Annotated in this window: 24 protein-coding genes and 1 tRNA gene; 15 read left to right on the top strand and 10 right to left on the bottom strand. The window is 59.7% G+C overall.

All coding sequences use genetic code 11. The features are described from left to right. Positions 1-75: 75 nt before the first annotated feature. Both CFE47_RS14995 and CFE47_RS14990 read left to right on the top strand, forming a co-directional pair. Positions 76-1,263, top strand: coding sequence for a cyanate transporter (locus CFE47_RS14995; RefSeq protein ID WP_286838125.1), 1,188 nt, complete (start codon positions 76-78; stop codon positions 1,261-1,263). Between the two features lie 137 nt (positions 1,264-1,400). Then, the gene (locus tag CFE47_RS14990; RefSeq protein ID WP_286838122.1) at positions 1,401-2,336 is read left to right on the top strand and encodes a LysR family transcriptional regulator; all 936 of its coding nucleotides are present in this window, start codon (positions 1,401-1,403) and stop codon (positions 2,334-2,336) included. A gap of 16 nt (positions 2,337-2,352) precedes the next feature. Here CFE47_RS14990 and CFE47_RS14985 read toward each other — a convergent pair whose 3' ends face one another. Together CFE47_RS14985 and CFE47_RS14980 are read right to left on the bottom strand one after the other, a co-directional pair. Next, complete coding sequence (locus CFE47_RS14985; protein WP_185709424.1) at positions 2,353-2,715, bottom strand: 5-carboxymethyl-2-hydroxymuconate Delta-isomerase; 363 nt, start codon at positions 2,713-2,715, stop codon at positions 2,353-2,355. A gap of 79 nt (positions 2,716-2,794) precedes the next feature. Beyond that, complete coding sequence (locus CFE47_RS14980) at positions 2,795-3,718, bottom strand: LysR family transcriptional regulator (protein ID WP_286838119.1); 924 nt, start codon at positions 3,716-3,718, stop codon at positions 2,795-2,797. Between the two features lie 127 nt (positions 3,719-3,845). On the opposite strand from CFE47_RS14980, the gene CFE47_RS14975 reads away from it, so the two are divergent. The 5 genes from CFE47_RS14975 to CFE47_RS14955 all read left to right on the top strand — a co-directional run bounded on the left by CFE47_RS14975 (position 3,846) and on the right by CFE47_RS14955 (position 7,536). Then, positions 3,846-4,022 carry a hypothetical protein gene (locus CFE47_RS14975; protein ID WP_185709426.1) on the top strand — a complete coding sequence of 59 codons (177 nt, stop codon included), beginning with the start codon at positions 3,846-3,848 and terminating at the stop codon, positions 4,020-4,022. Between the two features lie 35 nt (positions 4,023-4,057). Next, complete coding sequence (locus CFE47_RS14970) at positions 4,058-4,618, top strand: hypothetical protein (protein WP_286838117.1); 561 nt, start codon at positions 4,058-4,060, stop codon at positions 4,616-4,618. Then, positions 4,615-5,007 (top strand): VOC family protein, encoded by a 393-nt coding sequence (locus tag CFE47_RS14965; RefSeq protein ID WP_286838115.1) that lies wholly within the window; start codon positions 4,615-4,617, stop codon positions 5,005-5,007. Before CFE47_RS14970 ends, CFE47_RS14965 begins: the two co-directional genes overlap by 4 nt. Positions 5,008-5,473: 466 nt before the next feature. After that, positions 5,474-6,778, top strand: coding sequence for an MFS transporter (locus tag CFE47_RS14960; protein ID WP_286838114.1), 1,305 nt, complete (start codon positions 5,474-5,476; stop codon positions 6,776-6,778). Next, a complete protein-coding gene (locus CFE47_RS14955; protein WP_286838113.1) occupies positions 6,778-7,536 on the top strand; it encodes a substrate-binding domain-containing protein in 759 nt (252 codons plus the stop codon). The genes CFE47_RS14960 and CFE47_RS14955 overlap by 1 nt, the downstream gene beginning before the upstream one ends. Here the strand turns inward: CFE47_RS14955 and CFE47_RS14950 are convergent. After that, entirely contained in the window at positions 7,528-8,430 is a 903-nt protein-coding gene (locus tag CFE47_RS14950; protein WP_185709431.1) for a LysR family transcriptional regulator, read from the bottom strand. The two genes, CFE47_RS14955 and CFE47_RS14950, sit on opposite strands and share 9 nt — an antisense overlap. Before the next feature lie 208 nt (positions 8,431-8,638). On the opposite strand from CFE47_RS14950, the gene CFE47_RS14945 reads away from it, so the two are divergent. Then, positions 8,639-9,481 carry a DUF6216 family protein gene (locus CFE47_RS14945; protein WP_286838112.1) on the top strand — a complete coding sequence of 281 codons (843 nt, stop codon included), beginning with the start codon at positions 8,639-8,641 and terminating at the stop codon, positions 9,479-9,481. An 84-nt stretch (positions 9,482-9,565) separates the two neighbouring features. Further along, positions 9,566-10,405: an SMP-30/gluconolactonase/LRE family protein gene (locus CFE47_RS14940; protein WP_286838249.1), complete on the top strand. Its 840-nt coding sequence runs from the start codon at positions 9,566-9,568 to the stop codon at positions 10,403-10,405. Between the two features lie 62 nt (positions 10,406-10,467). On the opposite strand, the gene CFE47_RS14935 is transcribed toward CFE47_RS14940, so the two are convergent. Genes CFE47_RS14935 through CFE47_RS14925 form a run of 3 tightly spaced genes read right to left on the bottom strand, consistent with a single transcriptional unit; the run spans position 10,468 to position 14,066 of the window. Continuing rightward, positions 10,468-11,493, bottom strand: a complete 1,026-nt coding sequence (locus CFE47_RS14935) for a histone deacetylase family protein (RefSeq protein WP_286838110.1) — start codon at positions 11,491-11,493, stop codon at positions 10,468-10,470. Positions 11,494-11,503: 10 nt separating this feature from the next. After that, on the bottom strand, positions 11,504-12,733 hold the full coding sequence (locus tag CFE47_RS14930) for a Zn-dependent hydrolase (RefSeq protein ID WP_286838108.1): 1,230 nt from the start codon (positions 12,731-12,733) through the stop codon (positions 11,504-11,506). A gap of 13 nt (positions 12,734-12,746) precedes the next feature. Then, a complete protein-coding gene (locus CFE47_RS14925) occupies positions 12,747-14,066 on the bottom strand; it encodes an MFS transporter (RefSeq protein WP_286838107.1) in 1,320 nt (439 codons plus the stop codon). Positions 14,067-14,224: 158 nt separating this feature from the next. Here CFE47_RS14925 and CFE47_RS14920 point away from each other — a divergent pair, with 158 nt between their 5' ends. From CFE47_RS14920 to CFE47_RS14895, 6 genes are all read left to right on the top strand, one after another. After that, positions 14,225-15,163, top strand: coding sequence for a LysR family transcriptional regulator (locus CFE47_RS14920; protein ID WP_286838106.1), 939 nt, complete (start codon positions 14,225-14,227; stop codon positions 15,161-15,163). 188 nt (positions 15,164-15,351) lie between these two features. After that, positions 15,352-15,498 (top strand): hypothetical protein, encoded by a 147-nt coding sequence (locus tag CFE47_RS14915; RefSeq protein ID WP_017256035.1) that lies wholly within the window; start codon positions 15,352-15,354, stop codon positions 15,496-15,498. A 6-nt stretch (positions 15,499-15,504) separates the two neighbouring features. Next, positions 15,505-15,924: a type II toxin-antitoxin system YafO family toxin gene (locus CFE47_RS14910; RefSeq protein ID WP_286838105.1), complete on the top strand. Its 420-nt coding sequence runs from the start codon at positions 15,505-15,507 to the stop codon at positions 15,922-15,924. Between the two features lie 120 nt (positions 15,925-16,044). Beyond that, complete coding sequence (locus CFE47_RS14905) at positions 16,045-16,866, top strand: SDR family NAD(P)-dependent oxidoreductase (protein ID WP_286838104.1); 822 nt, start codon at positions 16,045-16,047, stop codon at positions 16,864-16,866. A 28-nt stretch (positions 16,867-16,894) separates the two neighbouring features. Continuing rightward, positions 16,895-17,920 (top strand): AraC family transcriptional regulator, encoded by a 1,026-nt coding sequence (locus CFE47_RS14900; RefSeq protein WP_286838103.1) that lies wholly within the window; start codon positions 16,895-16,897, stop codon positions 17,918-17,920. A 209-nt stretch (positions 17,921-18,129) separates the two neighbouring features. Further along, on the top strand, positions 18,130-19,356 hold the full coding sequence (locus CFE47_RS14895) for an MFS transporter (protein ID WP_286838102.1): 1,227 nt from the start codon (positions 18,130-18,132) through the stop codon (positions 19,354-19,356). Between the two features lie 383 nt (positions 19,357-19,739). Here the strand turns inward: CFE47_RS14895 and CFE47_RS14890 are convergent. The 4 genes from CFE47_RS14890 to bamC form a co-directional block, all read right to left on the bottom strand. Then, positions 19,740-19,829, bottom strand: a tRNA-Ser gene (locus tag CFE47_RS14890). Positions 19,830-19,913: 84 nt separating this feature from the next. Beyond that, positions 19,914-20,627: a phosphoribosylaminoimidazolesuccinocarboxamide synthase gene (gene purC / locus CFE47_RS14885; protein WP_003172493.1), complete on the bottom strand. Its 714-nt coding sequence runs from the start codon at positions 20,625-20,627 to the stop codon at positions 19,914-19,916. A gap of 27 nt (positions 20,628-20,654) precedes the next feature. After that, the gene (locus CFE47_RS14880; RefSeq protein WP_286838101.1) at positions 20,655-21,413 is read right to left on the bottom strand and encodes an MBL fold metallo-hydrolase; all 759 of its coding nucleotides are present in this window, start codon (positions 21,411-21,413) and stop codon (positions 20,655-20,657) included. Between the two features lie 4 nt (positions 21,414-21,417). Continuing rightward, a complete protein-coding gene (gene bamC / locus CFE47_RS14875) occupies positions 21,418-22,533 on the bottom strand; it encodes an NlpB/DapX family lipoprotein (protein WP_286838100.1) in 1,116 nt (371 codons plus the stop codon). Positions 22,534-22,559: the final 26 nt, after the last annotated feature.

The raw sequence follows: 22,559 nt of genomic DNA, 5'->3' as shown, positions 1-22,559 counted from the left end.
GGTCCTGCGACTTTCTAATTTGCCCCCCTCCCCTGGCCGTGGCCTGATTCGCGCCTGTTCACTCAAGGCTGGCCCATGGAAAACGTTCACGCAAAACCCACCACAGCCGTTTGGCTGATGATCAGTGTCGTATTGGTCGCCCTTAACCTGCGCCCGTCGATGGCGGCCGTGGGGCCTTTGTTGTCATCGATTCGCGGCGATGTGCCGCTGAGCTTCAGCAGCGCAGCGTTACTGACCATGTTGCCGGTGATGGCCATGGGCTTGGCGATGTTTTTTGGCATGGGCCTGGCCAAGCGCTTCGGTGAGCATCGCAGCATCGTGCTGTCGTTGCTGGTGATAGGCGCGGCCACGCTGTCACGGTTGTTCCTCGATTCGGCGCTGGAGCTGATCGTCAGCGCCATCGCCGCCGGTGTGGGCATCGCAATGATCCAGGCGGTGATGCCGGCGCTGATCAAGTCGCGGTTCAGCGATAACGTCTCGTTGTTCATGGGCTTGTATGTCACGGCGATCATGGGCGGCGCAGCGTTGGCGGCGTCGTTCTCACCGTTCGTGCAAGTGCAGACCGGCAGTTGGCGCATCGGCCTGGCGGTGTGGGCGGCGCTCGCGGTGTTGGCTTTGGTGTTCTGGTACGCGCAGCGCTCGGTGTTACCGCCGCTGCCCCACGCCGGTTCCGGCCCACAAGCGTCATTTTTCGGCAACGCGCGCGCGTGGCTGCTGGCGATCTTCTTTGGCCTGGGTACGGCGTCCTACACCTGCGTACTCGCGTGGCTGGCGCCGTACTACGTGGAGCAAGGCTGGAGCGAGCAGAACGCGGGTTTGCTGCTGGGCTTCCTGACCGCCATGGAAGTGATCTCCGGCCTGATCACCCCAGCAATCGCCAACCGTCGCCGGGATAAACGCGTGGTGGTTGCTGTGCTGCTGGTGCTGATCATCCTCGGGTTCTGTGGCCTGATCCTCAGCCCGCAACACCTCAGCCTGCTGTGGCCGTGCCTGCTGGGCCTGGGCATCGGCGGCCTGTTTCCTATGAGCCTGATCCTGTCCCTCGACCACCTGGACAACCCGCGCCGTGCCGGGGGCCTCACCGCGTTTGTGCAAGGCATTGGCTATCTGATCGCCGGTTTGTCGCCGTTGATCGCCGGCATGATCCGCGACCAGTTGGGCAGTTTCGAATGGGCCTGGTGGTCACTCGCGGCGGTGGTGGTGGTGATGCTGCTGATGGTCACGCGCTTCAACCCTGCGCATTACGCCCGGCATATCCGCTGACGTCGTGTTGTAAACAGTATTTGTCTCACTCCAAACATAGAAACGCCCTACAGAGCCTTCTTATGGTACGACCGTTCCGTTAAGCTTTTGCCCTTGTCGCGCACTGCCACAGTGCCAAGGCTTACCGGATGGAATGGATGCTAAACAGTAACTTGCTCAGAAAGCTCGACATGCAGGACTTGATGGTATTTATCGCCGTCTACGACCAGAGCAGCGTTACCGAAGTGTCCGAAACGTTGTTCGTCAGCCAGTCCACCGTGAGCTACAGCTTGAAGAAGCTGCGCACCAGCTTCGAAGACGAGTTGTTTATCAACACGCGGGCGGGCATGCGCCCGACGTACAAGGCCACCACCATGTATGGCCATGTGCAGAAGATCCTCGAAAGCATCAACCTGTGCCACGCTGGCGGCCAGGCGTTCGACCCGACGCAAAAGGCTGTGACCTTCAATGTGTGTGCCCCGGAATATTTCGAGCAACTGATCCTGCCGCGCCTGCTGAAGAACTTCGACCGCGCCGACTTGCCGGTGATCGTCAATGTGCAAAAGCTGGAAACCGACATCCCCGCCGACGACCTGCGTGAGGGGCGTCTCGACCTGGTGATCTGCTTCGGCCCGAACTTCCACCGCGCCCACAAAGACTTCAAGACCCAGATGCTGTTGGAAGACGATTTGGTCTGTGTGTTCGACAAACGCTCAGCCCCTCGGGAACCGGCATTCAGCCTGCAATCCTTCGTCGAACGCCGCCACGTGTTCCCTACGCCATGGACCTCCGACACCAACATGATCGACGGCTGGCTCACACGCCAGGGCCACAAGCGCCAGGTCATCGCTCGCGCCAACAGCTATGGCGCGGCGTTGAAGATGATCACCGGCACCGACTTCATCGTCACCCTGCCCCGCCGCGTGCAAAAGCTGCTGGCGCCCGCGTCGACGTTTGGCCACCGCGAACCGCCCAACGGACTGCCGGGCTTTACCTTGGATATGCAGTGGAATGAAACCAGCGAACAGGACAGCGCCAATACCTGGTTTCGTGAGCAAGTGGTCAAGGTGTGCGCGGATCAGGGGTTATTGTAGTGAGCGGGCAAGGGCGTTAGCCGATGGCGACTTTGCTGTAGGAGTCGCGATCAATGTCCAGCAACTCGACACTCAATTGCACCTGCACGCCTTCCGGCCAGGGGCCGAGGTCCTGCACCACGGCCAGCAGGCTTTCCGATAGCTGCTGTTTGATCTGTGACGAACGCCCGCTGAGCAACGCAAGGCGCACCGCAACAAACCCACGCTCATTCAGGCCGGTGCCAACACGGAAGCTCTCGACCTTGAGCGCACGGCTTTTGATATCAAACTCGGCGCCGAACTGACCGGAAGCCACCAGTGCGTGGTTCAGGCGCAACAGGGCCTTGTCGGTGTCCAGTTGCGTCAGGTTGGCGGTGTATTCCAAGTGCAGGTGCGGCATGGGTTTCTCCAAGTTTTTTGTAGGAAGATTCTTAGGTATATCACGAGGCATCACGCCTCAGGCGTGAAAGCTCTGTCAGTCAGGGTTTGGCCGCCAATCCTCGATCACTCATGAACGCCTCCAGCCGCGAACGCACCCAGCGCTCGGCGGGGTCAGTGTCCACGTGACTGAGCCAGACCATGGACAAATCCAACGTCGGTGTTTCGAACGGAAACGGCTCGCAAAACAGCTGGCCCGACACCGCCATGGCCTCGGCAGTGTAGTCCGGCAAGCTGGCAATCAGGTCCGTCCCGGCCAGCAACGCCGGCAACGCGCTGTACTGCGGCACCGACAGCACCACCTGGCGCTTGCGGCCGATTTCCGCCAGCCACTCATCAGCAAACCCCGACACGTTGGCGGTGTGGGACACCAGCACGTGGGGGCGTGAGCAGTATTCGTCGAGGGTCAGCGGCGTGTCCGAGTGGTCTGCCCGCAGGATGCGCGGGTGAATATGGCGCAGCAGCTTGCGCTTGGCGTTGGCCGGCAGGCCTCGGGTCTGGGTGATGCCCACGGTGATGTCACCGGAGGCGAGCAGATCGGGAATGCGCCAATAGTCGACATGCTGCACCACAAACACCACCGACGGTGCTTCCCGGCGCAAAGTGCGCAACAGGGGTGGCAGCAGGCCAAATTCAACGTCATCGGACAAACCGATACGGAATGTCATGGTGCTGATGGACGGGTCGAAATCGTGGGTCAGGCTCAGGGCCGACGACAGTGAATCCAGGGCGGGCGACAGATGCTGGATGATTTCCTCGGCACGCGCCGTGGGCTCCATGCGGTGGCCAACGCGAATAAACAGTGGATCATTAAACAAGGTGCGCAACCGGTTGAGGGCCGAGCTGATGGTCGGCTGCCCCAGAAACAGCTTCTCGGCCACCCGTGTCACATTGCGCTCCAGCATCAGTGCTTCGAACACCACCATCAGGTTGATGTCGGCCTTGCGTAATTCATTGCGATTCATCGGCGCCTGCCCCTTCCCAAGACAAGCCGCAGTTTAGAAAGCCCACAGGGCTGCGTCTATGTGCACACTGTTCATCCGGCGGCTTTGGGACTATAAATCAGCTCTTGTAGGTCGCAGGAACACTACTGTGCTGGTCATTATCGCCTTGGCCGTTGTCGTGGCCGGGTTCTGTCTCTGGGTTGTCCAATTCATCGCCACGCCCACCGTGAGGACGCTGCTGCGCGTGTTTATCGGTTTATGCCTGGCGGCGGTGATCGCGTTTCTGGTGCTGGCCGCGGGTTTTCCGACGTCGCTACTGGTGTAACCCCCTTTGATTGCTTCTGGAATGGATGCCCCGCTGTGATAAAAAAACTCTGCCTGGCCTCGCTGGTGCTGATCGCCAGCTGTGCGCCGTATCAACACTATGCGGCGCCTGTCCAAGGCCCGCGTGCGCAGATCAAGAGCGAGCTGTACACGCCAAACAGCTACAACTACTTGCTGTCTGTAGGTGTATCCACCGACACCGACTGCCGCCTGGGACGGCAAGCTGCACGGGGCAAGGAAGCCGAATTGTTCTCCGTTTACAACGCCACGCCTCGCCCCCAGGGCTTTCAAGAGATTGCCGCCAACACCCCACTGCACTTGGTGCTGCAAGGCTCGGCAAGCGCCGGCCGCGTGTGTACCCTTGAATTCATCACTGAGTTCGCCGCGAAAGGGCGTTACCTGCTCAAAGGCGGGATGCTTGAAAACGGCGGGCTCTGCAGGATCGAAGTGGTCAACGCCGACACGGGCGCTTCACTCGCTCAATTCGAAACACCGACCCAAGTACCGCCCGCTTCCACGGAGTCCTATTCCTGGAGGCAATTGATGGACCAAAAAGGCTGTTACCTCCCCTCTACTGACAAGGATCGCCAACCATGAAATTTGCCTACACCATCATCTACGTGCCCGACGTGGCCGCCTCCCTGGCGTTTTTCGAAAAGGCCTTCGGTTTCAGTCGCCGTTTCCTGCATGAATCCGGCACCTATGGCGAATTGGAAACCGGCGATACCACGTTGTCGTTTGCTGCCCATGAATTGGGCGAGATGAATTTCAAGGGTGGGCATGTTGAAGCGCACACCTCCCGGCAGCCGCTAGGCATGGAAGTGGGGTTCGTGACTGAAGATGTGCTGGTCGCCCATGCAAAAGCACTGGCAAACGGCGCGACGGAATTGTCGGCACCGAGCGCCAAGCCGTGGGGGCAAGTGGTGTCTTATGTGCGATGCCCGGACGGGACGCTGGTGGAGCTTTGCACGCCAATCCAAGGCTGAACACAAAACTAAGTTGGGAGCGGGCTTGCTCGCGAATGCGGAGTGCCAGTCAACGGATATATTGGCTGACACACCGCATTCGCGAGCAAGCCCGCTCCCACATTTGATCTTCGCAGCCTCATGAATCAGGGTTTGAGCGGACGCTCCTGGTCCCGCTCAGACAGTTCGGTCCCATCATCGGGATGCTTCCAAGTTTGCGGTTTCTCTTCCTCGTGCCGCTTTGGTTGCTCAGGCTTCGTCTCATCCCGCCGCTTCTGTTGGTCAGTCATTGCCACCTCCCATCCGTAAGAATTGGTCACAGTTCAAGCATAGATCAGGGCCGATAGTTTGACCGGAACCGATGATTGATAGCCTGTACGCATCAATACATCCAAATAACTCACTTATCATTTCTAAATGTGTCAGCCACTATCCGCGGTCTTAAGCGAAACAAGCACTTTAAAAAGAACGCTGGAGACACAAAACCATGACTAGCCCTACCCGGCCCGACTCTGCCCGCTCGAAAGTTGGTGCGGTATTCCGCGTTACTTCGGGCAACTTCCTCGAACAGTTCGACTTCTTTCTGTTCGGTTTCTACGCCACCTACATCGCTGCCGCGTTCTTCCCCGCTGCTAATGAGTTTGCGTCATTAATGATGACCTTCGCCGTGTTCGGTGCGGGCTTCCTGATGCGTCCGTTGGGCGCGATCATTTTGGGTGCCTATATCGATGACGTCGGTCGTCGCAAAGGCCTGATCGTGACCCTGTCGATCATGGCCAGCGGCACGCTGCTGATCGTGTTGGTGCCCGGTTATCACACCATTGGCCTGTGGGCCCCGGCGCTGGTGCTGTTAGGCCGTTTGCTGCAAGGCTTCTCGGCCGGCGCGGAACTGGGCGGTGTCTCGGTCTACCTCGCCGAAATGGCCACCCCCGGCCGCAAGGGTTTCTACACCAGCTGGCAATCGGGCAGCCAACAGATCTCCATCGTGGTCGCCGCCGCTCTGGGTTATGGCCTGAACGTGTGGATGGAACCTGCCGTGGTCGCCGATTGGGGCTGGCGTATTCCGTTCGCCATCGGCTGCGTGATCATCCCGTTCATCTTCATCCTGCGTCGCAACCTGCAGGAAACCGAAGAGTTCGCCAACCGCAAACATCGCCCGACCATGCGCGAAGTGCTGGCCACCCTGGTGAAAAACTGGACCGTGGTGATCGGCGGCATGCTGATGGTGGCCATGACCACCACCGCGTTCTACCTGATCACGGTGTACGCGCCGACCTTCGGCAAGACCGTGCTGCAGCTGAGCACCTCCGATGCCTTGCTGGTGACCTTGCTGGTGGCCATTTCCAACTTTGTCTGGCTGCCGATCGGCGGCACCCTCAGTGACCGCTTCGGCCGCAAGCCGGTGCTGATCGCCATGACCGCCCTGACCGTAATCACCGCCTATCCGGCGCTGTCGTTCGTGGTCAACGCGCCAAGCTTCGCCCATATGCTGGAAACCCTGCTGTGGTTCTCCTTCCTCTATGGCATGTACAACGGCGCGATGATCCCGGCCCTCACCGAGATCATGCCGGTAGAAGTACGCGTGGCCGGTTTCTCCCTGGCCTACAGCTTGGCGACCGCGATCTTCGGTGGCTTCACCCCGGCGATCTCCACCTGGTTCATTCACATCACCGAAGACAAGGCCTCGCCGGCCTACTGGATGATGTTTGCCGCAGCGTGCGCCCTGTGCTCGACCTTGGCACTGTATCGCCGCGCCAGTACCCGTGGGCAGGTGATCCGGGAGGCGGTGTGATGATGCCTCTGTTCAAGACCCTGACGGCCCTGGCCCTCGGCGCACTGGCGCTGTCGGCCCAGGCCGAAGAGCTGAAGGTGATGACCTCCGGTGGCTTTACTGCCGCTTATAAATTGCTGGGCCCGCAGTATGCCCAGCACAGCGGCGACACCTTGGACACAATCCTCGGCCCATCGATGGGCAAGGCGCCGGAAGCGATTCCCAACCGCCTGGCCCGTGGTGAACACGCCGACGTGGTGATCATGGTCGGCTACGCCCTGGATGAGTTGATCAAACAGGGCAAGGTCGACAAGGCGTCCCGCGTGGAATTGGCAGACTCGCGCATCGGCCTGGTGGTGAAGGAAGGCGCCGCCAAACCGGCCATCGGTACCGATGCAGAACTCAAGGCCGTGCTGAGCAAGGCCAAGTCCGTGGCGTATTCGGACAGCGCCAGCGGCGTGTATGTCGAGAAGGAGTTGTTCAAGAAACTCGGCATGCCGGCCAAAGGCACCATGATCGAACGCATCCCGGTGGCCGAGCAGGTCGCCAAGGGTGACTACGAAGTGGGCTTGCAGCAGGTGGCGGAACTGCTGCCGGTAAAGGGCGTGACCTACGTCGGCAAGATCCCGGAAGACGTGCAATCAGTGACGCGCTTTGCGGCGGGCATTCCGGTGAACGCCGAACACCCTGAGCAGGCCAAGGCACTGTTGCAGTACCTGGCCTCGCCCGAGGCGCAACCGGTGGTGCAAGCCACCGGCCTGGACTCGGTGTCACGCTGACCGGAACGGCATCTCTCGCACCAGTCGCTCCAACTCCAACGCCGCCGGCGGCAATGTCCGCCCGCGGCGTTTTATCAAGCCCACATTGCGCATCACCTGCGGCTCCACCAGCGGCACACTCACCAGGATCGGGTGCGTGCCGGCCGGCATCGCAATCGAGGGCACCATCGCCACGCCTAATCCCGCCTCCACCAGCCCGATCATCGTGGTCACGTGGTGCGTTTCACAGATACTCGGTTTTTTCACCCGTACGCCGCGCAAGGCCTGGTCCAGCAGGAAGCGGTTGCCCGAGGTCTTGTCCACGGTGATGTAGTCGTGCTCGTAGGCTTCGGCCCACGGCACGCTCTCGCGCCCGGCCAGCGGGTGATCACGACGACAGGCCAGCACATAGCGCTCCTGCAGCAGCAGTTCGAACTCCACTTCATCGGCCAGGCTGCCGCTGAAACTCACGCCAAAATCCGCCTCGCCGCTTTCCACCGCGTTGCACACCTCACCGGCACTGGCATCCAGCACCCGCAGGCGAATTTTCGGGTACAGCTTGTGGAACTCGGAGATCACGTGGGGCATGAAGTAGTACGCCGTGGACGGCACACAGGCGATGGTGACGTTACCCATGCGCGTGGAGGCGACGTTGCTGATGCCCATCAACGCCACGTCGAGGTCGTCGAGCATGCGCTCCACTTGCGGCAGGAACGCGCGCCCAACCATGGTCAGGCTGACCCGCCGCGTGGTGCGCTCGAACAGCTTGACGTCGAGCGCCGACTCGAGCTTTTCGATACGCCGGCTGAGGGCGGGCTGCGAAATACGGATGGCCTCGGCAGCCCCGCGAAAACTGCCCTTGTCTACCACTGCGCGGAAAGCTTGGAGGTCGTTGAGGTCGAAGTTGATGATCACGAGGATGGCCAGGGTGGTCGAGGTAGAGAGGCATTATCGTACGAGCGTAGATGGGAAGCTACGGAGAGCCCCACCAGAAAGGCGGATACTGTGGACTCGTCCATTTCCGAAGAGGCCGTGGGTCTCTTCCTGTTTTTCTTGAGGTAACGACAGGGTTGCGCCGCATACCTAAAATCCCTTGCTCGACTCTATGACTAAGGATCAAGGCATGGCCGACCCTATCGTTAAAAGCACACCGCTGACTTGGTATGTTGAAAATCTGGCTGCGCTGAGCAGTATCGCTACGTTGGTAGCCATCGTGTGGCTGCTCGGTTTCATCTACCGACGCTCCGGCTCGCTGCTGTTCTTGCGCGATTGGGTATGGCGATTTTTTGGCGGAAAGCCTCACTTCGAAACCCAGCGTTTTGAACGTATGCGCAAGGACCTGCGCGAGCTGGAGTACTACCGCTACGAATTCAACATTCCCGCCAATACGCTGCTTGAAGCAGATCAGGCCGAGGAGTGGATGTACGACAATGGATTCTCCCCACGTGAATTCGGCCGTGTGAAGCACTACATAGACTGGCGCGACTTCACCGCGCTTTGTTTCATCACCCGACGTTTTTCGCAATGGCGCATCAATACCCTCTTCATCCTCGCCATGACCTTATTGATGGGCGTTGCCGTAGCGCTTCCATTGACCGATACAAAGTATTTGATGGTGTCGTTGAAAAACGCACCGCAAACGCCGTCCTTCTATTTATCCGAAGACAATGTGAAGTTTGGACTCTGGTCCGATGCGCGCCTAACGGTGGATCAATGTCGAACCTCAGCGGCACTCCAGCCATTTATCCAGCCCGAGTTCCCCGAGAAAAAACTCGATATCATTTGTTCTTTTTTTATCGACAAAACCTATAGCCAGTACGTACGCGAGGGCCTGAGTGAACAACGCGGACTGCTTTTGGGGTTCGTTTTTCTGTCAATGCTCGGAATGATTGTTCTGGTACTTTTCATTGCGCGCATGGAAGTCGCCCGCAAGCTCTATCGTCAATGGCAAGCCCAAGCGCATTGAAAAAAAACCTCACCTGCGTAGTCTGCATGCCAAATCCAATCGACTGAGCGATCAATGACCACCGCATCCAATAACAAAAAACCAATGCGCCTATGGCGACTGGGGGCCTGCCTCGTGGGCGCCCCTTGCATCGCCGCCCTCGGTTTCTTTGCCTGGCAAAGTTTCTATCCCGTGAGTGCGGCGGCCGGTTGGAGTGTCCAGGTAGTCCATCGCGACGTGGCGAAAGCAGCATCGTTGATGCCGTTGTCAGACGGGTCGCTGGTGGTCAGCCAAGAGCTCGACAAGGGTAAGGGCAGTATCGTGCGCATCCACCCCGACGGCTCGCGTGAGGTGCTGGTGGCTGACCTGTCCAAACCCGACGGCATCGTGCCAACCCGTGGCGGTTGGGTGTTCAGCCAGGAGTCCGATGGCTTGCCCGTCAGCTTCTATAAGGACGGCGTGGTCACCGAACTGTTCAAAGGTGACAGCGTGCAAGGCCTGTGGGTTGAGGGCGACGATCTCTACGCCATCGAAGACCGCAAGCCGGCCGGGCGCTTGCTACGCTACCGCTGGAGCGACCAGTCCCTGACGGTGTTACGCGACCAGGTGCAGGAAGGCGAAGCCATCGTGCGTTGCACCGACGGACGCCTGCTCTACAACGAGAAGAAAAAAGGTGTGGTGCGTGAGCTGACCGCCGACGGCAGCGACCCGGTGGTGCTGAGCAATCTGAATCAGCCGACCTTTCTGATGTGCGACGAGCGCGGGCTGTGGGTCAATGAAGATGCCACGCACCGCGCGCGGTTGTTGCTGATTGATAAACGGGGGCGCCAAAAGACCATTCTCTCCTTCCTCAAAGCCCCCCAATCGATTGTGCCGACCGGGCATGGGACTTATCTGCTGGCAGAAGGTGGGAGAAGTCGTGTGCTGGAACTGACGCCTGAGTAGCGCCTCACCCCCCTGCTGTGCAGGTTGTCCGAGGACGCCACTCTGTAAAGCCTGTCGCCTCGTTACTTCGCCCAGGCCTGAGGGCCACTGAAAAACGCCTGCGCATTGCTGTCCAGCGTTTCCAAGTGATAGCCACCCTCCTGCACGATCACACACGGCAGCCCTATGCCACGAATGCATTCCCCCAGCCGCGCGAACCCTTCACGCGTCACCGCGACTTTGCTTTGCGGGTCCAGCTCGTAGATGTCGAAGCCCAGGGACAGCACCAACACATCCGCCGAAAATTCCTTGACCGCCGCCAGGGCTTGTTCAAGTTTTTCGAAAAACAACGCCTCGCTGGCACCGTGGGGCATTGGCAGGTTGAGGTTGAAGCCTTCACCGCGGGCGTTTCCGCACTCGTCGGCAAAACCGGCAACACCGGGGTAAAAGTTGGTGGGGTCACCGTGGATCGATACGTAGAGCACGTCATCACGGTCGTAGAAGATTTCCTGGATGCCCTGGCCGTGGTGCATGTCGGTGTCGAGCACGGCAACGCGCTGGAAGCCTTCGCGCAGCGCCTGTGCCGCCACCGCAGCGTTATTGATGTAGCAGAAACCACCGGCCGAATCGAAGCGCGCATGGTGGCCCGGAGGGCGACAGAGTGCGTAGGCGGCGGGAGCGCCATCGAGGATGTCCTTGGCGGCGGCGACAGCGCTTTGGGCCGACCAGTAGGCCGAGCGCCAGGTGAGTTCGCCGATAGGGCAACTGCCATCGGCCAGGTAGCGCGCAGCCTGGGCAAGAATGCCGCGCAAGGCATTGGGCTCGCGCACGAAGATATTGGACATGACTTCATCGCCCCAGTCTTCGGGGACTTCCTTCCAGCGTTGATGCGCTTCTTCAAGGAAGGCCAGGTAAGGCGCACCGTGTACGGCCAACAGTGGGTCAAGGCCATGGTCCTGAGGTTGCTGGATCTCGAAGCCCAGGGTTTGCGCCGCCAGCAACAGGTTGCGAGCGCGCTCAGGGACTTCCTGGGGGGTGCGCATTTGGCCGCGTGAGTAGTAGCTGCGCGGATGATGCAGGAGTTGTTCTGGGTGGAAAAACGTACGCATGGAGTTCTCCTTACTGAACCTGGCCGGCGCGCTGCAACACGGCGTTGAGCAATACATCGGTGCCCTGGCGCACATCTTCGGGCAGCACGTCTTCAGCTTCGTTGTGGCTGAGGCCGCCGACGCAAGGGATGAAGATCATTGCGGTCGGGCAATAGCGCGCCAGGTGGATGGCATCGTGGCCGGCGCCGCTGACAATGCGTTGCTGGCTGTAGCCCAGCGCGTCCACCGAGGCTTGCACGCAGGCGACACAATCGGCATCAAACGGCGTGGCTGGGCTGATCCAATGGGGGCTGATGGTGACACTCAGGCCACGTCTCTCGGCGATGGCCTGCAAACGCGCTCGTACTTGCTGCTCCATGGCATCAATGTCGGCATCGCGGTGGTGGCGCAAGTCGACAGTGAAGTTCAGTAGCCCTGGAATGGTATTGCGCGACGACTTGGCAATGCTCAATTCACCGACGGTGGTGAGGCCTTCGGGAGCGAAATCCGCGGCGAGATTTTCCAGGGCCTGGATCATTGTTGCAGCGCCATACAGCGCATCCTTGCGCAGCGGCATTGGCGTCGTTCCCGCATGGGCGGCCATGCCTTCGACGCGCACGTCCAACCAACGAATCGCTTGGCCGCCGGTGACCACGCCGATGCTCTTGGCGTTGTCTTCCAGGATCGGGCCCTGCTCGATATGCGCTTCGAAATACGCATCCACCGCGCCACCTAACGGGCGCGAACCGTTATAGCCGGTAGCACGCAACGCCTCGGCCACGCTGATGCCATCGGAATCCGCCGTGGCCAGGGCCTTGTCCAGCGCGAGGGTGCCGGTAAACACTGCCGAGCCGAGCATCGCCGGGGTAAAGCGCGCGCCCTCCTCGTTGGTCCACACTGCAATTTCCAGCGGCTTGCGGGTCTGGATGCCATGGTCATCAAGGCTGCGAATCACCTCAAGGCCAGCCAGCACGCCGTACACACCGTCAAAACGCCCGCCTTCGGGTTGGGTATCCAGATGGCTGCCCATCATCACCGGCGCGGCGTCGCTCTCGGTACCAGCGCGGCGGGCAAACAGGTTGCCGACGGCATCCACGCTCAGGGTCATCCCGGCAGCTGTGCACCAGTGGCTGAACAGTTCACGACCGGCCTGGTCTTCGGCGCTCAGGGCCAGGCGGCAACTGCCACCGCGCGCGGTCGCGCCGATCTCGGCCATGGCCATCAAGCTGGCCCACAGGCGCTCTCCATTGATCTTCAACATTGTGCAATCTCCCTCAAACACTGTGAGCCATCTCAAGACGATGAGCCGTGGCGTGACGGCGCGACAACGCCAATACACACACCAGCGAGACCGCCGCGATCAGGCTGTAGAACACTGCCATCGGCCACCACTGGCCCTGGTATTCATGGGCCAGCCACGTGCCGATCAATGGCGTGAGGCCACCGGCCAAGGCGCCGCATACCTGGTAGGCCAGGGAGATCGCGGTATACCGCACACGGGTTTCAAACAAGCCGCTGACAAAACCTGCGATCACCGCATAAAACGACGCCATGCACACCACCGCCAGGGCGATCCCCAGGATGATCAACGGCGCTTGACCGCTACTGACCAATACGAACATTGGATACGGCGAGGCCATGGCCAGCACGGTCATGGCGCACAGGAAACGTGTCGCGCCGACCTTCTCGGCCACCCAGGCGGCCAGCGGCTGGACACAGAATTGGATGATGGCGACGACAAACAGGCACTCCAAAATCAGCGAGCGCGGTAGGCCCAGTTGCTGAGTGCTGTAGGCAATCATGAAGGTGTTGGTGAAATACACGCCGGCGATGCCCAGGGTATTGGCGCCGATGCACAACAACAGTGGGCGCCATGCGGTTCGCAGCACCTCAATGACTGGGGCCTGGTCTTTTTTGATCGCACGCGCCTTTTCGGCCTGGGCTTTGTCTTCAAGGAATTCAGGCGATTCGTTCACGCCCAATCGAATCGCCAGGCCGACAACCAACAGCAACGCACTGGCCAGGAATGGAACACGCCAGCCCCAACTCAGCAGGTCTTCTTCCGGCAAACGGGTGACCGCGCTGAACGCCAGCAGCGACAGGATCAAGCCTGCCGGGCTGCCCAGTTGGGCAAAAGAGGCAAAGAAGTTACGGCGCCCTTTCGGCGCATGCTCGCCGGCCATCAACACGGCTCCGCCCCACTCGCCACCCACCGCGATGCCTTGCACCACACGCAGCAGGATCAACAGCACCGGTGCCGCGACACCGATCTGCGCATAAGTAGGCAGCAGGCCGATACACACCGTGACCACGCCCATCATCACCAGCGTGATGACCAGGGATTTCTTGCGCCCGATGCGATCGCCGATGTGGCCGAACACAATGCCGCCCAACGGCCGCGCAAAGAAACCCACGGCAAACGTGCCGAACGCGGCCATGGTGCTAAACAGTTTGTCTTCGGAGGGGAAAAACAGCTGGCCGAACACCAGCGCGGCGGCGGTGGCATAGATGTAAAAGTCGTACCACTCGATCATGGTGCCGATAAAAGCGGCGGCCGCAGCACGGCGTGGCTGCGGCGAAGCGGAAGGCTTCATGGGGCAGGCTCCTTTGGTTATTTTTTTGGCAGGAGAAAAGTCGAACGCATGCGCTCTGTTGGCGCTTGTTAGGAGTGATTTTTTGTCGCGGGGCTATGATTAGTCAATTTTCTATTTATTATTCGAACTATAACGACAGCTTATTATCGAGCCACTCCATGTCCGAAGCCCGCCGCGATATCCACCCTCTGCTCAACGATCGCCTGGACTGGAACCTGCTGCGCACCTTCCGCGTGATCGGCCAGGAACTGAGCATCAGCCGCGCCGCCGCCCGCCTGCACTTGACCCAACCGGCTATCAGCCAGGCCCTCAAGCGCCTGGAAGAACAACTCGACTGCCAACTCATCGCCCGCCGTGGCCCGCGCTTTGTGCTGACCGAGGCCGGCGAGCAAATCTTCGCCATCGCCGGCGAGATGTACGGCCAGGTCTCGCAGATGAGCAACGCCTTGCAAAAACCCGGCGATGAAGTGATCGGCAAAGTGCGCCTGCTGATGATCAGCCGGATCAATTCGGACACCTTCGATGACTTCCTCACGGGTTTTCACCGCGCGCATCCTCGGGTCGACCTAGAGGTCGAAGTCATGCGCAGCTCGGACATCGTCGCCGCCCTTCTGGAAAAAACCGCGACCCTGGGCCTGAGCCTCAATCGGCGCCCACAGCCGCGCCTGGAACAGCACCTGTTCCTGCGCCAGCGCTACGCGTTTTTCTGTGGCCGGCACCATCCACTGTTTGGCCGCACCGGCTTGGCAGAGGGTGATTTGCAATCGGAGAACTTCGTGAGTTTCACCAGCGATCAGATCGGCGGGATGCTCTCGCCGTTGACGATCTTTCGCGATCAACAAGGGTTTAGCGGGCGTATTGTGGCGTCGTCGTCCAGCCTGGAAGAAGTGCGACGCTTGGTGATCGCCGGGTTCGGCCTGGGTTGCCTGCCGATCCATGTGGTCGCGGAGGACGTGAAGAACGAGCTGCTCTGGCGGCTACCGCCGGATGAGGGAATCGCGGACGTGGACATTCATCTGCTGTGGAATCGGGAGCAAAAGATGAGCCGGGCGGAGACGGTGTTTATCGATAGCCTGACGGGACGGCTGGGGAGCTGACGTCCCTGACGAATGTGTTTAGAGATTTGCCTGACGTGGTTACCAGACGCGTCTCTCAGCGACAGCCTTGATGGTTCATCAAGGCTGCACCTACAGTTATGCAGGTCTGCGCAATGAGGCGCGGTTTGATCACACACCACTATTCACATAAGCTGAACGCCATGAACACACATCCTTCGGAGGCTCCGATGGCCACCACCAAAAAAGTCGACAAGCCGCGCAAAAAGGTCGTCAGCGAAGAGCTGACCTTCCTTGATGTAAGGCAAGCCGCGCGTGATGGCCAAAAAGTCTTCGACACCTTTGTGATCAGCGGCAAGCTTCCAATCTCCAAGTAGGATTGAATGCCCGCGGTCAAAATCTCCTCACTGTTCCAAAAAATCAATCGATGGGAAAACTTCGCCGCACACTTTTATAACTACAAAGTATGCGGCGAACTTCCGTCTATTTTCGGTCGAGATGAAAGCCTTGATCTCAGCGAGATGCGCCATATCCATTTGGCGGGCACGGCCCGAACGCAGGTTCAGTGGGCCAAGATCAAGCGCCAGTATTACCGCACAACTGCAACGAATGACCCAGAGAACGATTTCTGGCTTATCTACGCTCACGACGCCTATGACGACAATTATCTGCTGCTGACTGTAATGGGGCCCAACGCCCACAGTCGTGCCGAGTGGGGATCGTTTCTACGGACCGTTCATAACGAAGTAGTGATGCCCTGGATTGTGGGAAAAATCGCCTACCCGGACCTTGATGACTACTGACCCAATGATTGGCGCACTTTGCAAGTCACTTGGCGCCTTCCTGCTAGTGTAGGAACACCCCTCATAGACCATCCTTCGTGCACTGGCTAATTCAGCCGTCCCACACGAAAAGGTGTTCACATGTCCAAGATCTGGTTTATCACCGGCAGTTCCCGTGGCCTTGGCCGCGCAATCGCCGAGGCCGTATTGCGCGCGGGTGATCGTGTGGTTGCCACTGCTCGCAATCCGCGCCAATTGGATGATTTGGTTGCCGAGTATGGCGCTGCGGTCTACCCCGTGCAGTTGGACGTGACCGATAACCAACAGGTCGAGAATGCGGTCACAGCAGCGGTGGCACACTTTGGCGGCCTGGATGTGGTGGTCAACAACGCGGGCTATGGTGATTTGGCGTCGGTAGAAGACGTGACGCTGGAGGATTTCAAGGCCCAGATCGATACCAACTTTTATGGCGTGGTACACGTGAGCAAGGCCGTGGTGCCGGTGCTGCGCGCACAGGGCAGCGGGCACATCTTTCAGGTATCGTCCTTGGGTGGACGTATTGGCATGGCGGGCCTCGCCGCCTATCAGAGCGCCAAATGGGCCGTCGGTGGTTTTTCGACAGTGCTGGCGCAAGAAGTAAACCCGCTGGGGGTTCAAGTGACGGTGTTGGAGCCGGGCGGCATGAGGACTGATTGGTCAGGAGCTTCCATGACCATCCCGCCGATCAGCGAGCCCTACCAGCAAAGCGTTGGTGCCCTGGTTGAGCTGCTCAATTCCCCTGGCATTCTACCGACCGGCCCGGCTCGGGTTGCCGAGATCATACTGGAGTTGGCGCTCAATAAAGACGCGCCCCTGCGCCTGCTGATCGGTAGCGATGCCGTGCAGTACGCAGCCAAGGCCGCAGAAGACCTGGCTGCCTCCGACAAGAAATGGCATGACCTTAGCGTGTCGGCCTCTGATTGATTTGATTGCTTGAAACAAAAGGTAGCCCATGTCTGACGCACGCCAATCACGCTTCAATATTCCGGATGTTTTTTGGCAAGCCCTGAGAAGCATCGGTCTGGCGCCAGCAGCCGTGTTGCGTCAGGCGCGGCTGCCCGTCACGCTTAATCTGCATGAGCGCCGGGACCGCCGCCAGGTCAGCACCGAGGAGTTTTTCCGCTTGTGGGAGGCGATCGCCACGCTCAATCCGGACCCGACCGCCGCTATCCAGATGGTGACCCAATTGGATAGCGCTACATTGCCGCCCGCAAGCTTCGTAGCATTTATTGCCCGCGATTTTCGGGATGGCTTGCACCGCCTCGCACGCTTCAAACAACTGTGCACGCTGGAGCGTGTCGGGGTAACAGAAGCAGGCAACACCTGCACAGTCACTGTCGATTGGTTGCGCACCCAAGCGCCACCTCCCACGCTCTTGATCGATGCAGCATTTGCCACGTTTGTTGAACTGGGCAGACGTGGCTCCGGGGTGCACATCCTCCCGCTAAGCATCGAATTGGCTCGACCGGAAAGCGGTCATGATGGATTAGCCGATTTTTTTGGCTGTGCCGTACGTTTCGGCGCCGAGCGCAATGCACTGGTATTTGACGCCGCCGACCTGAGCCGCCCCTTTCCCAGCCATAACCCAGAACTGCTCGAGATGCTGAACCCGGCCCTGACTGCCGCATTGGCCGAAGCATCGGCACCGTCCACGATCAGCCTGCAGGTGAAAAGCGCCCTCAAGCGTATCCTCGCCAGCGGTCGACCGGAGATGGCCGAGGTGGCGCGGGAAATGGGCATGAGCGAGCGCACCTTGCAACGGCGCATTACCGAGGAAGGCACCAGCTTCCGCCAACTCATGCTGGAGACGCGCCAGGAAGTCGTACGCCATTTGCTGAGCGAACCGTCGATCGAGATAGAGGAAGTGGCGTGCCTGCTCGGGTATGAAGACACCAACTCGTTTTATCGAGCCTTTCGCGCCTGGGAAGGGACGACACCCGCTCGCTGGCGTGCCTCCCAGATCGAGATGTACAAGTGAGCTAAACCATCGTTTTGCGAAGGCTGGCGCTGTACTCCCAACGCCAAACACGCCTCGAAAGTGTCTAGCCCGGCCCATCGCATCGATAGCACTGATGATTACTATCGAAACGAGCGCCTGCTCAATATTCAAGACCGGTTTATATAATCGCCCCCTGACTCCCTCCCCCCGCCTGGTTTCAGGCGACATTCATCTTGGAACCCAACACCATGCCAAGTGCCACACAGGCCCCTAGCGGCCGTCCCGAACATAATCAACAGAGTGTCAAACAGCAGTGGCTGGCGATTCTCTCGGTCGCGGTGGGTGCCTTCGCCTTGGTGACCAGCGAGTTCCTGCCGGTGGGCGTCCTCAACGACGTCGCCAGCGACCTGGGCATCAGTGCAGGCCATGCCGGCCTCATGGTGACGCTGCCCGGCATCATGGCCGCCCTCGCCGCCCCGTTGCTGTCGGTGAGTATCGGCGCCATGGACCGCCGCTACCTGCTGATCGGCCTGACGCTGATCATGATCATCGCCAACTCAGTCGTAGCGTTTGCCAGCGACTTCAGCCTGCTGCTGTTTGGCCGCGTGCTGCTGGGCATCAGTATTGGCGGATTCTGGGCCACGGCCATCGCCCTCAGCGGTCGCCTGGCGCCTAAGGGCGTAGGCGTAGCGAAGGCCACCTCGATCATCATGATGGGCGTTACCCTGGCCACCGTACTGGGCGTGCCCGTAGGCACGTGGCTCAGTGGCCTGATGGGCTGGCGCATGACCTTCCTCGTCACTGCACTGGTCGGTGTGCCGGTGTTGCTGGCGCAGGTATTTTTGCTGCCCCGACTCCCCCCGGAAAAGGCCATTCACATCAGTGACCTGCCCGCCCTGTTTATCAACCCACAAGCTCGGGTCGGGTTGATCGCGGTCTTGCTGATTGGCCTGGCGCACTTTGCCGCCTACACCTATGTGGCGCCGTTCTTCAAACAGAGTTCGGGCTTCGATGGGCCAACCATTGGCTCACTGTTGCTGCTTTACGGCGTGGCCGGAGTGATGGGTAATGTGTTTGCCGGTTTCGCCGCCAACCGCAGCGTGCGCCACACCTTGTTGCTGGTCGCGCTGATGATCGGCACCAGCACCGCCCTGTTCCCCTACTTCGCCACCGGCATGACCGGCGCCGCGATGCTGATCGCACTCTGGGGCTTCGCCTTTGGCGCCTTCCCGGCATGCGCCAGTATCTGGATGTTCGTCGTCGCCCCCAAGGACGTCGAACGCGGCATGCCGCTGTTCGTTGCCCTGTTCCAGGTAATCATTGCCCTGGGCTCGTTCTTCGGCGGGCGGATCGTCGACCAGATGGGCAGCGCAGTGCTGTTGAGCTTGGCCACGGCGTTGGTGGGTGCTGGTTTTGTTACGGTGCTGGTGTTGGGGCGCAAGGTGAGTAATAGCCTGGTGGCTCAGACTGCCTAGTTAGACTGCGCCGACTAAAAAAGCCTGCTGAACGTTGAGCTCAGCAGGCTTTTTCATTTCCAGAAATGAGTTATCACGGTTATAGCCAAGCGTCGTAATGAGAAGTCGCACAATGTCGCGTACGCACTCAAGCCCCTGAACTAGCCTCGAAAGTGTCGCCGGCATGGCGACGGGCAGCCAAGGAGCTTCTATGCCAACCAGATATCGTGATGCGGTAACAGGGGAATACGTGACAGAGGGTGAGGCGAAAAAAAGGCCAAGGGAGACGGTGAAGGAAACCGATAAAAAGGCACCGTCGAAGCCGAAGGGTAGGAAATAGAAAAAAATACTCAGAAACGAAAAAGCCCCGTAACTTGTTCAGCTACGGGGCTTTTTCTATGTAATGGCGGAGAGATAGGGATTCGAACCCTAGGTACCGGTGAAGGTACAACGGATTTCGAATCCGTCCCATTCGGCCACTCTGGCATCTCTCCAACGGCGCGCATCATAACAGCGTGGTTCAGGAAAGCAAAGCTCGAAACGAGATTTTTTTCCGTGCTATCAGATGCTTGCGTCGATTAAAGCGGTACGCCAAGACGGTTGGCGACTTCTTCGTAGGCTTCGATAACGTCACCGAGGCCCTGGCGGAAGCGGTCTTTGTCCATCTTTTTCTTGGTGTCCTTGTCCCACAGGCGGCAGCCGTCCGGGCTGAACTCGTCGCCCAGGACGATGGAGCCGTCGTGGAACACACCGAATTCCAGCTTGAAGTCCACCAACAGCAGGCCGGCGTCGTCGAACAGCTTGCTCAGCACGTCGTTGACCTTGAGGGACAACTCCTTCATGCGCGCCAGTTGCTCAGCGGTGCCCCAACCGAACGCCACGACGTGGGATTCGTTGATGAACGGGTCGCCCTTGGCGTCGTCCTTCAGGAACAGTTCGAACGTGTAAGGGTTGAGCTTAAGGCCCTCTTCCACGCCCAGGCGCTTGACCAGGCTGCCGGCGGCGTAGTTACGCACGACGCATTCAACCGGGATCATGTCCAGCTTCTTGACCAGGCACTCGTTGTCGCCCAGCAGTTTGTCGAATTGGGTCGGAATGCCGGCCTCTTCGAGTTTCTGCATGATGAAGGCGTTGAACTTGTTGTTCACCATGCCCTTGCGGTCCAGCTGTTCGATGCGCTTGCCGTCGAACGCCGAGGTGTCGTTGCGAAACAGCAGGATCAGGCGGTTGGCGTCGTCGGTCTTGTAAACCGACTTGGCTTTGCCGCGGTAGAGTTCTTCACGTTTTTCCATGATGGGCTCCGCTTTGAGTGAGGTGGGCTAGGCGATATGTCGCCAGTCGAGCCCTGAATCTTGATCGGCCAGTTGCAGCCAGTCCGGGTCGCACCCTAGGGTGTCGACAAAACATTGCCGGGCAAGCGTCGGCAGGTTGTTCTTGCTGCTCAAGTGGGCCAGGACCAGATGTTGCAGGTCTTGCCAGCCCAACTCATACACCAGGTACGCCGCCTGGTGGTTGTTCAAATGTCCCAGTTCGCCGCCCACCCGCTGCTTGAGAAAGTATGGGTAGTGACCGCGAGCCAGCAGGTCTCGACAGTGGTTGGACTCGATCATCAATGCATCGAGGTCGCGGTAGCCGTCCAGCACCTTGGAGCAGTAGGAACCCAGGTCGGTGAGCACGCCAAAGCGCCGCTCGCCGTCGCTGAACACATATTGCGTCGGCTCCTGGGCGTCGTGCGCCACGGCAATCACGTCGATGCTCAACGCGCCGATTTGCAACTGCTCGCCACCGGCCAGGAAACCTGCGGGTTCAATGGGTTTGCGCATCCCGCGCAAGGTGCCGCGACTGAGGTACACCGGAAGATTGTAGCGCCGAGACAGCAAACCCACGCCATGCACGTGGTCGGCATGTTCGTGGGTCACCAGAATCGCGCTCAGCTGCGTGGGGTGAACCCCCAGGCGCAGCAGGCGCCGCTCGGTTTCTTTTAACGAGAAACCACAATCCACCAGCACATACGTGTCGTCATGTGCGACCAGCGTGCCGTTCCCTTGGCTACCGCTGCCGAGAACGGCAAAACGCATCGGATCAGCCCAAGTTGTCCTGAATCACGCCCAACACTTTGCGCGCTGTTTCAGCTGGCGCAACGGTGTTGATGTTCTTCTCGACGGTGACTTGTACGCTTTCGCCAACCTTGCTCAAACGAACCTGGTAACGCTCGGCACGGGTCTCGATCTCTTCCTTGGTCGGCTTGCTGCCGAACAATTTGCCGAAGAAGCCTGGCTCGTCGTCTTTTTTCTCGGCCTTTTCAGCCACGTTGATGTAGTACAAGCCCAGGCTGCGGTTGATGTCTTCAACACGCCACGGGCCTTGCTCCAACGCGCGACCGACGCTGGCCCACGCACGGTCCAGGTCTTCACCCAGGTTCAGCACCACGTTGCCGCTGCCGTCTTCAGTGAGGCTGACGCGGCTTGGGGTGTCGTAATCACGTGCGGCGAGCAGGGAAACAGAACCGCCCTTCTCGGAGATACGGCTCATGCTGGCGAGCATTTCGTCAACCAATGCGGAGTCAACACCGGTGTTGACCGAGCGGTTGGTAAAGTCAACGTTGGCGGTGCTGCCGGCAGGACGCTCGGCGCTCACCACGTAGACTTCACTGGTGTTGCGCTGCACGCCTGGCTCGATGCGCACACGCACACGGGCCTCGCTGTCAGCGGCTACACCGCTCGCTTGCAGGCGCTTGGCCATGTTGGCCGACAGCTCGCTGCCTTGCTGCCATGCCGTGGTGAACTCACCGGTTTGCGGACGTTGCTGGTCGATACGGAAACCGTTGTCCTGGAAGAACTGCACCGCCACCGGCCAAACTTCGGCAGGTGGGCGCTGAGCCATGATCCAGCGGTTGTCACCGCTCTTCTGCAGGCTGTAGTCGCTGGCTTCGGCCACGGCCGAGATCGGCTGCGGACGCGGCACTACGTACTCACCCTTGACGGTGTCGTCGGCAACGTTACGCGGGATCGGCAGCAACGGGTCAAGGCGCTTGGCGACATTGACGTCCGGCGGCAGTTGCATCGGTTTGGTTGCTTGGGCTTCCAGGTAATCGCTACCGCGGTCACGGAAGTAGCCTTCCGGGCCCCAGATCCAACCGCAGCCACTGGTGCTGGAGATAATCAAGGCAAGTGCGGAAAGTCCGGCCAATCGCTTCATGCGTAGTGCTTCCTCAATTAAACCAG

Origin of the sequence: Pseudomonas sp. PGPPP1 (genome assembly GCF_002255865.1) — a bacterium.
GTDB classification, from domain to species: domain Bacteria; phylum Pseudomonadota; class Gammaproteobacteria; order Pseudomonadales; family Pseudomonadaceae; genus Aquipseudomonas; species Aquipseudomonas cremoris.
Note: the sequence above shows the minus strand (reverse complement) of the source record. Positions and strands in the feature narration are given on the sequence as shown.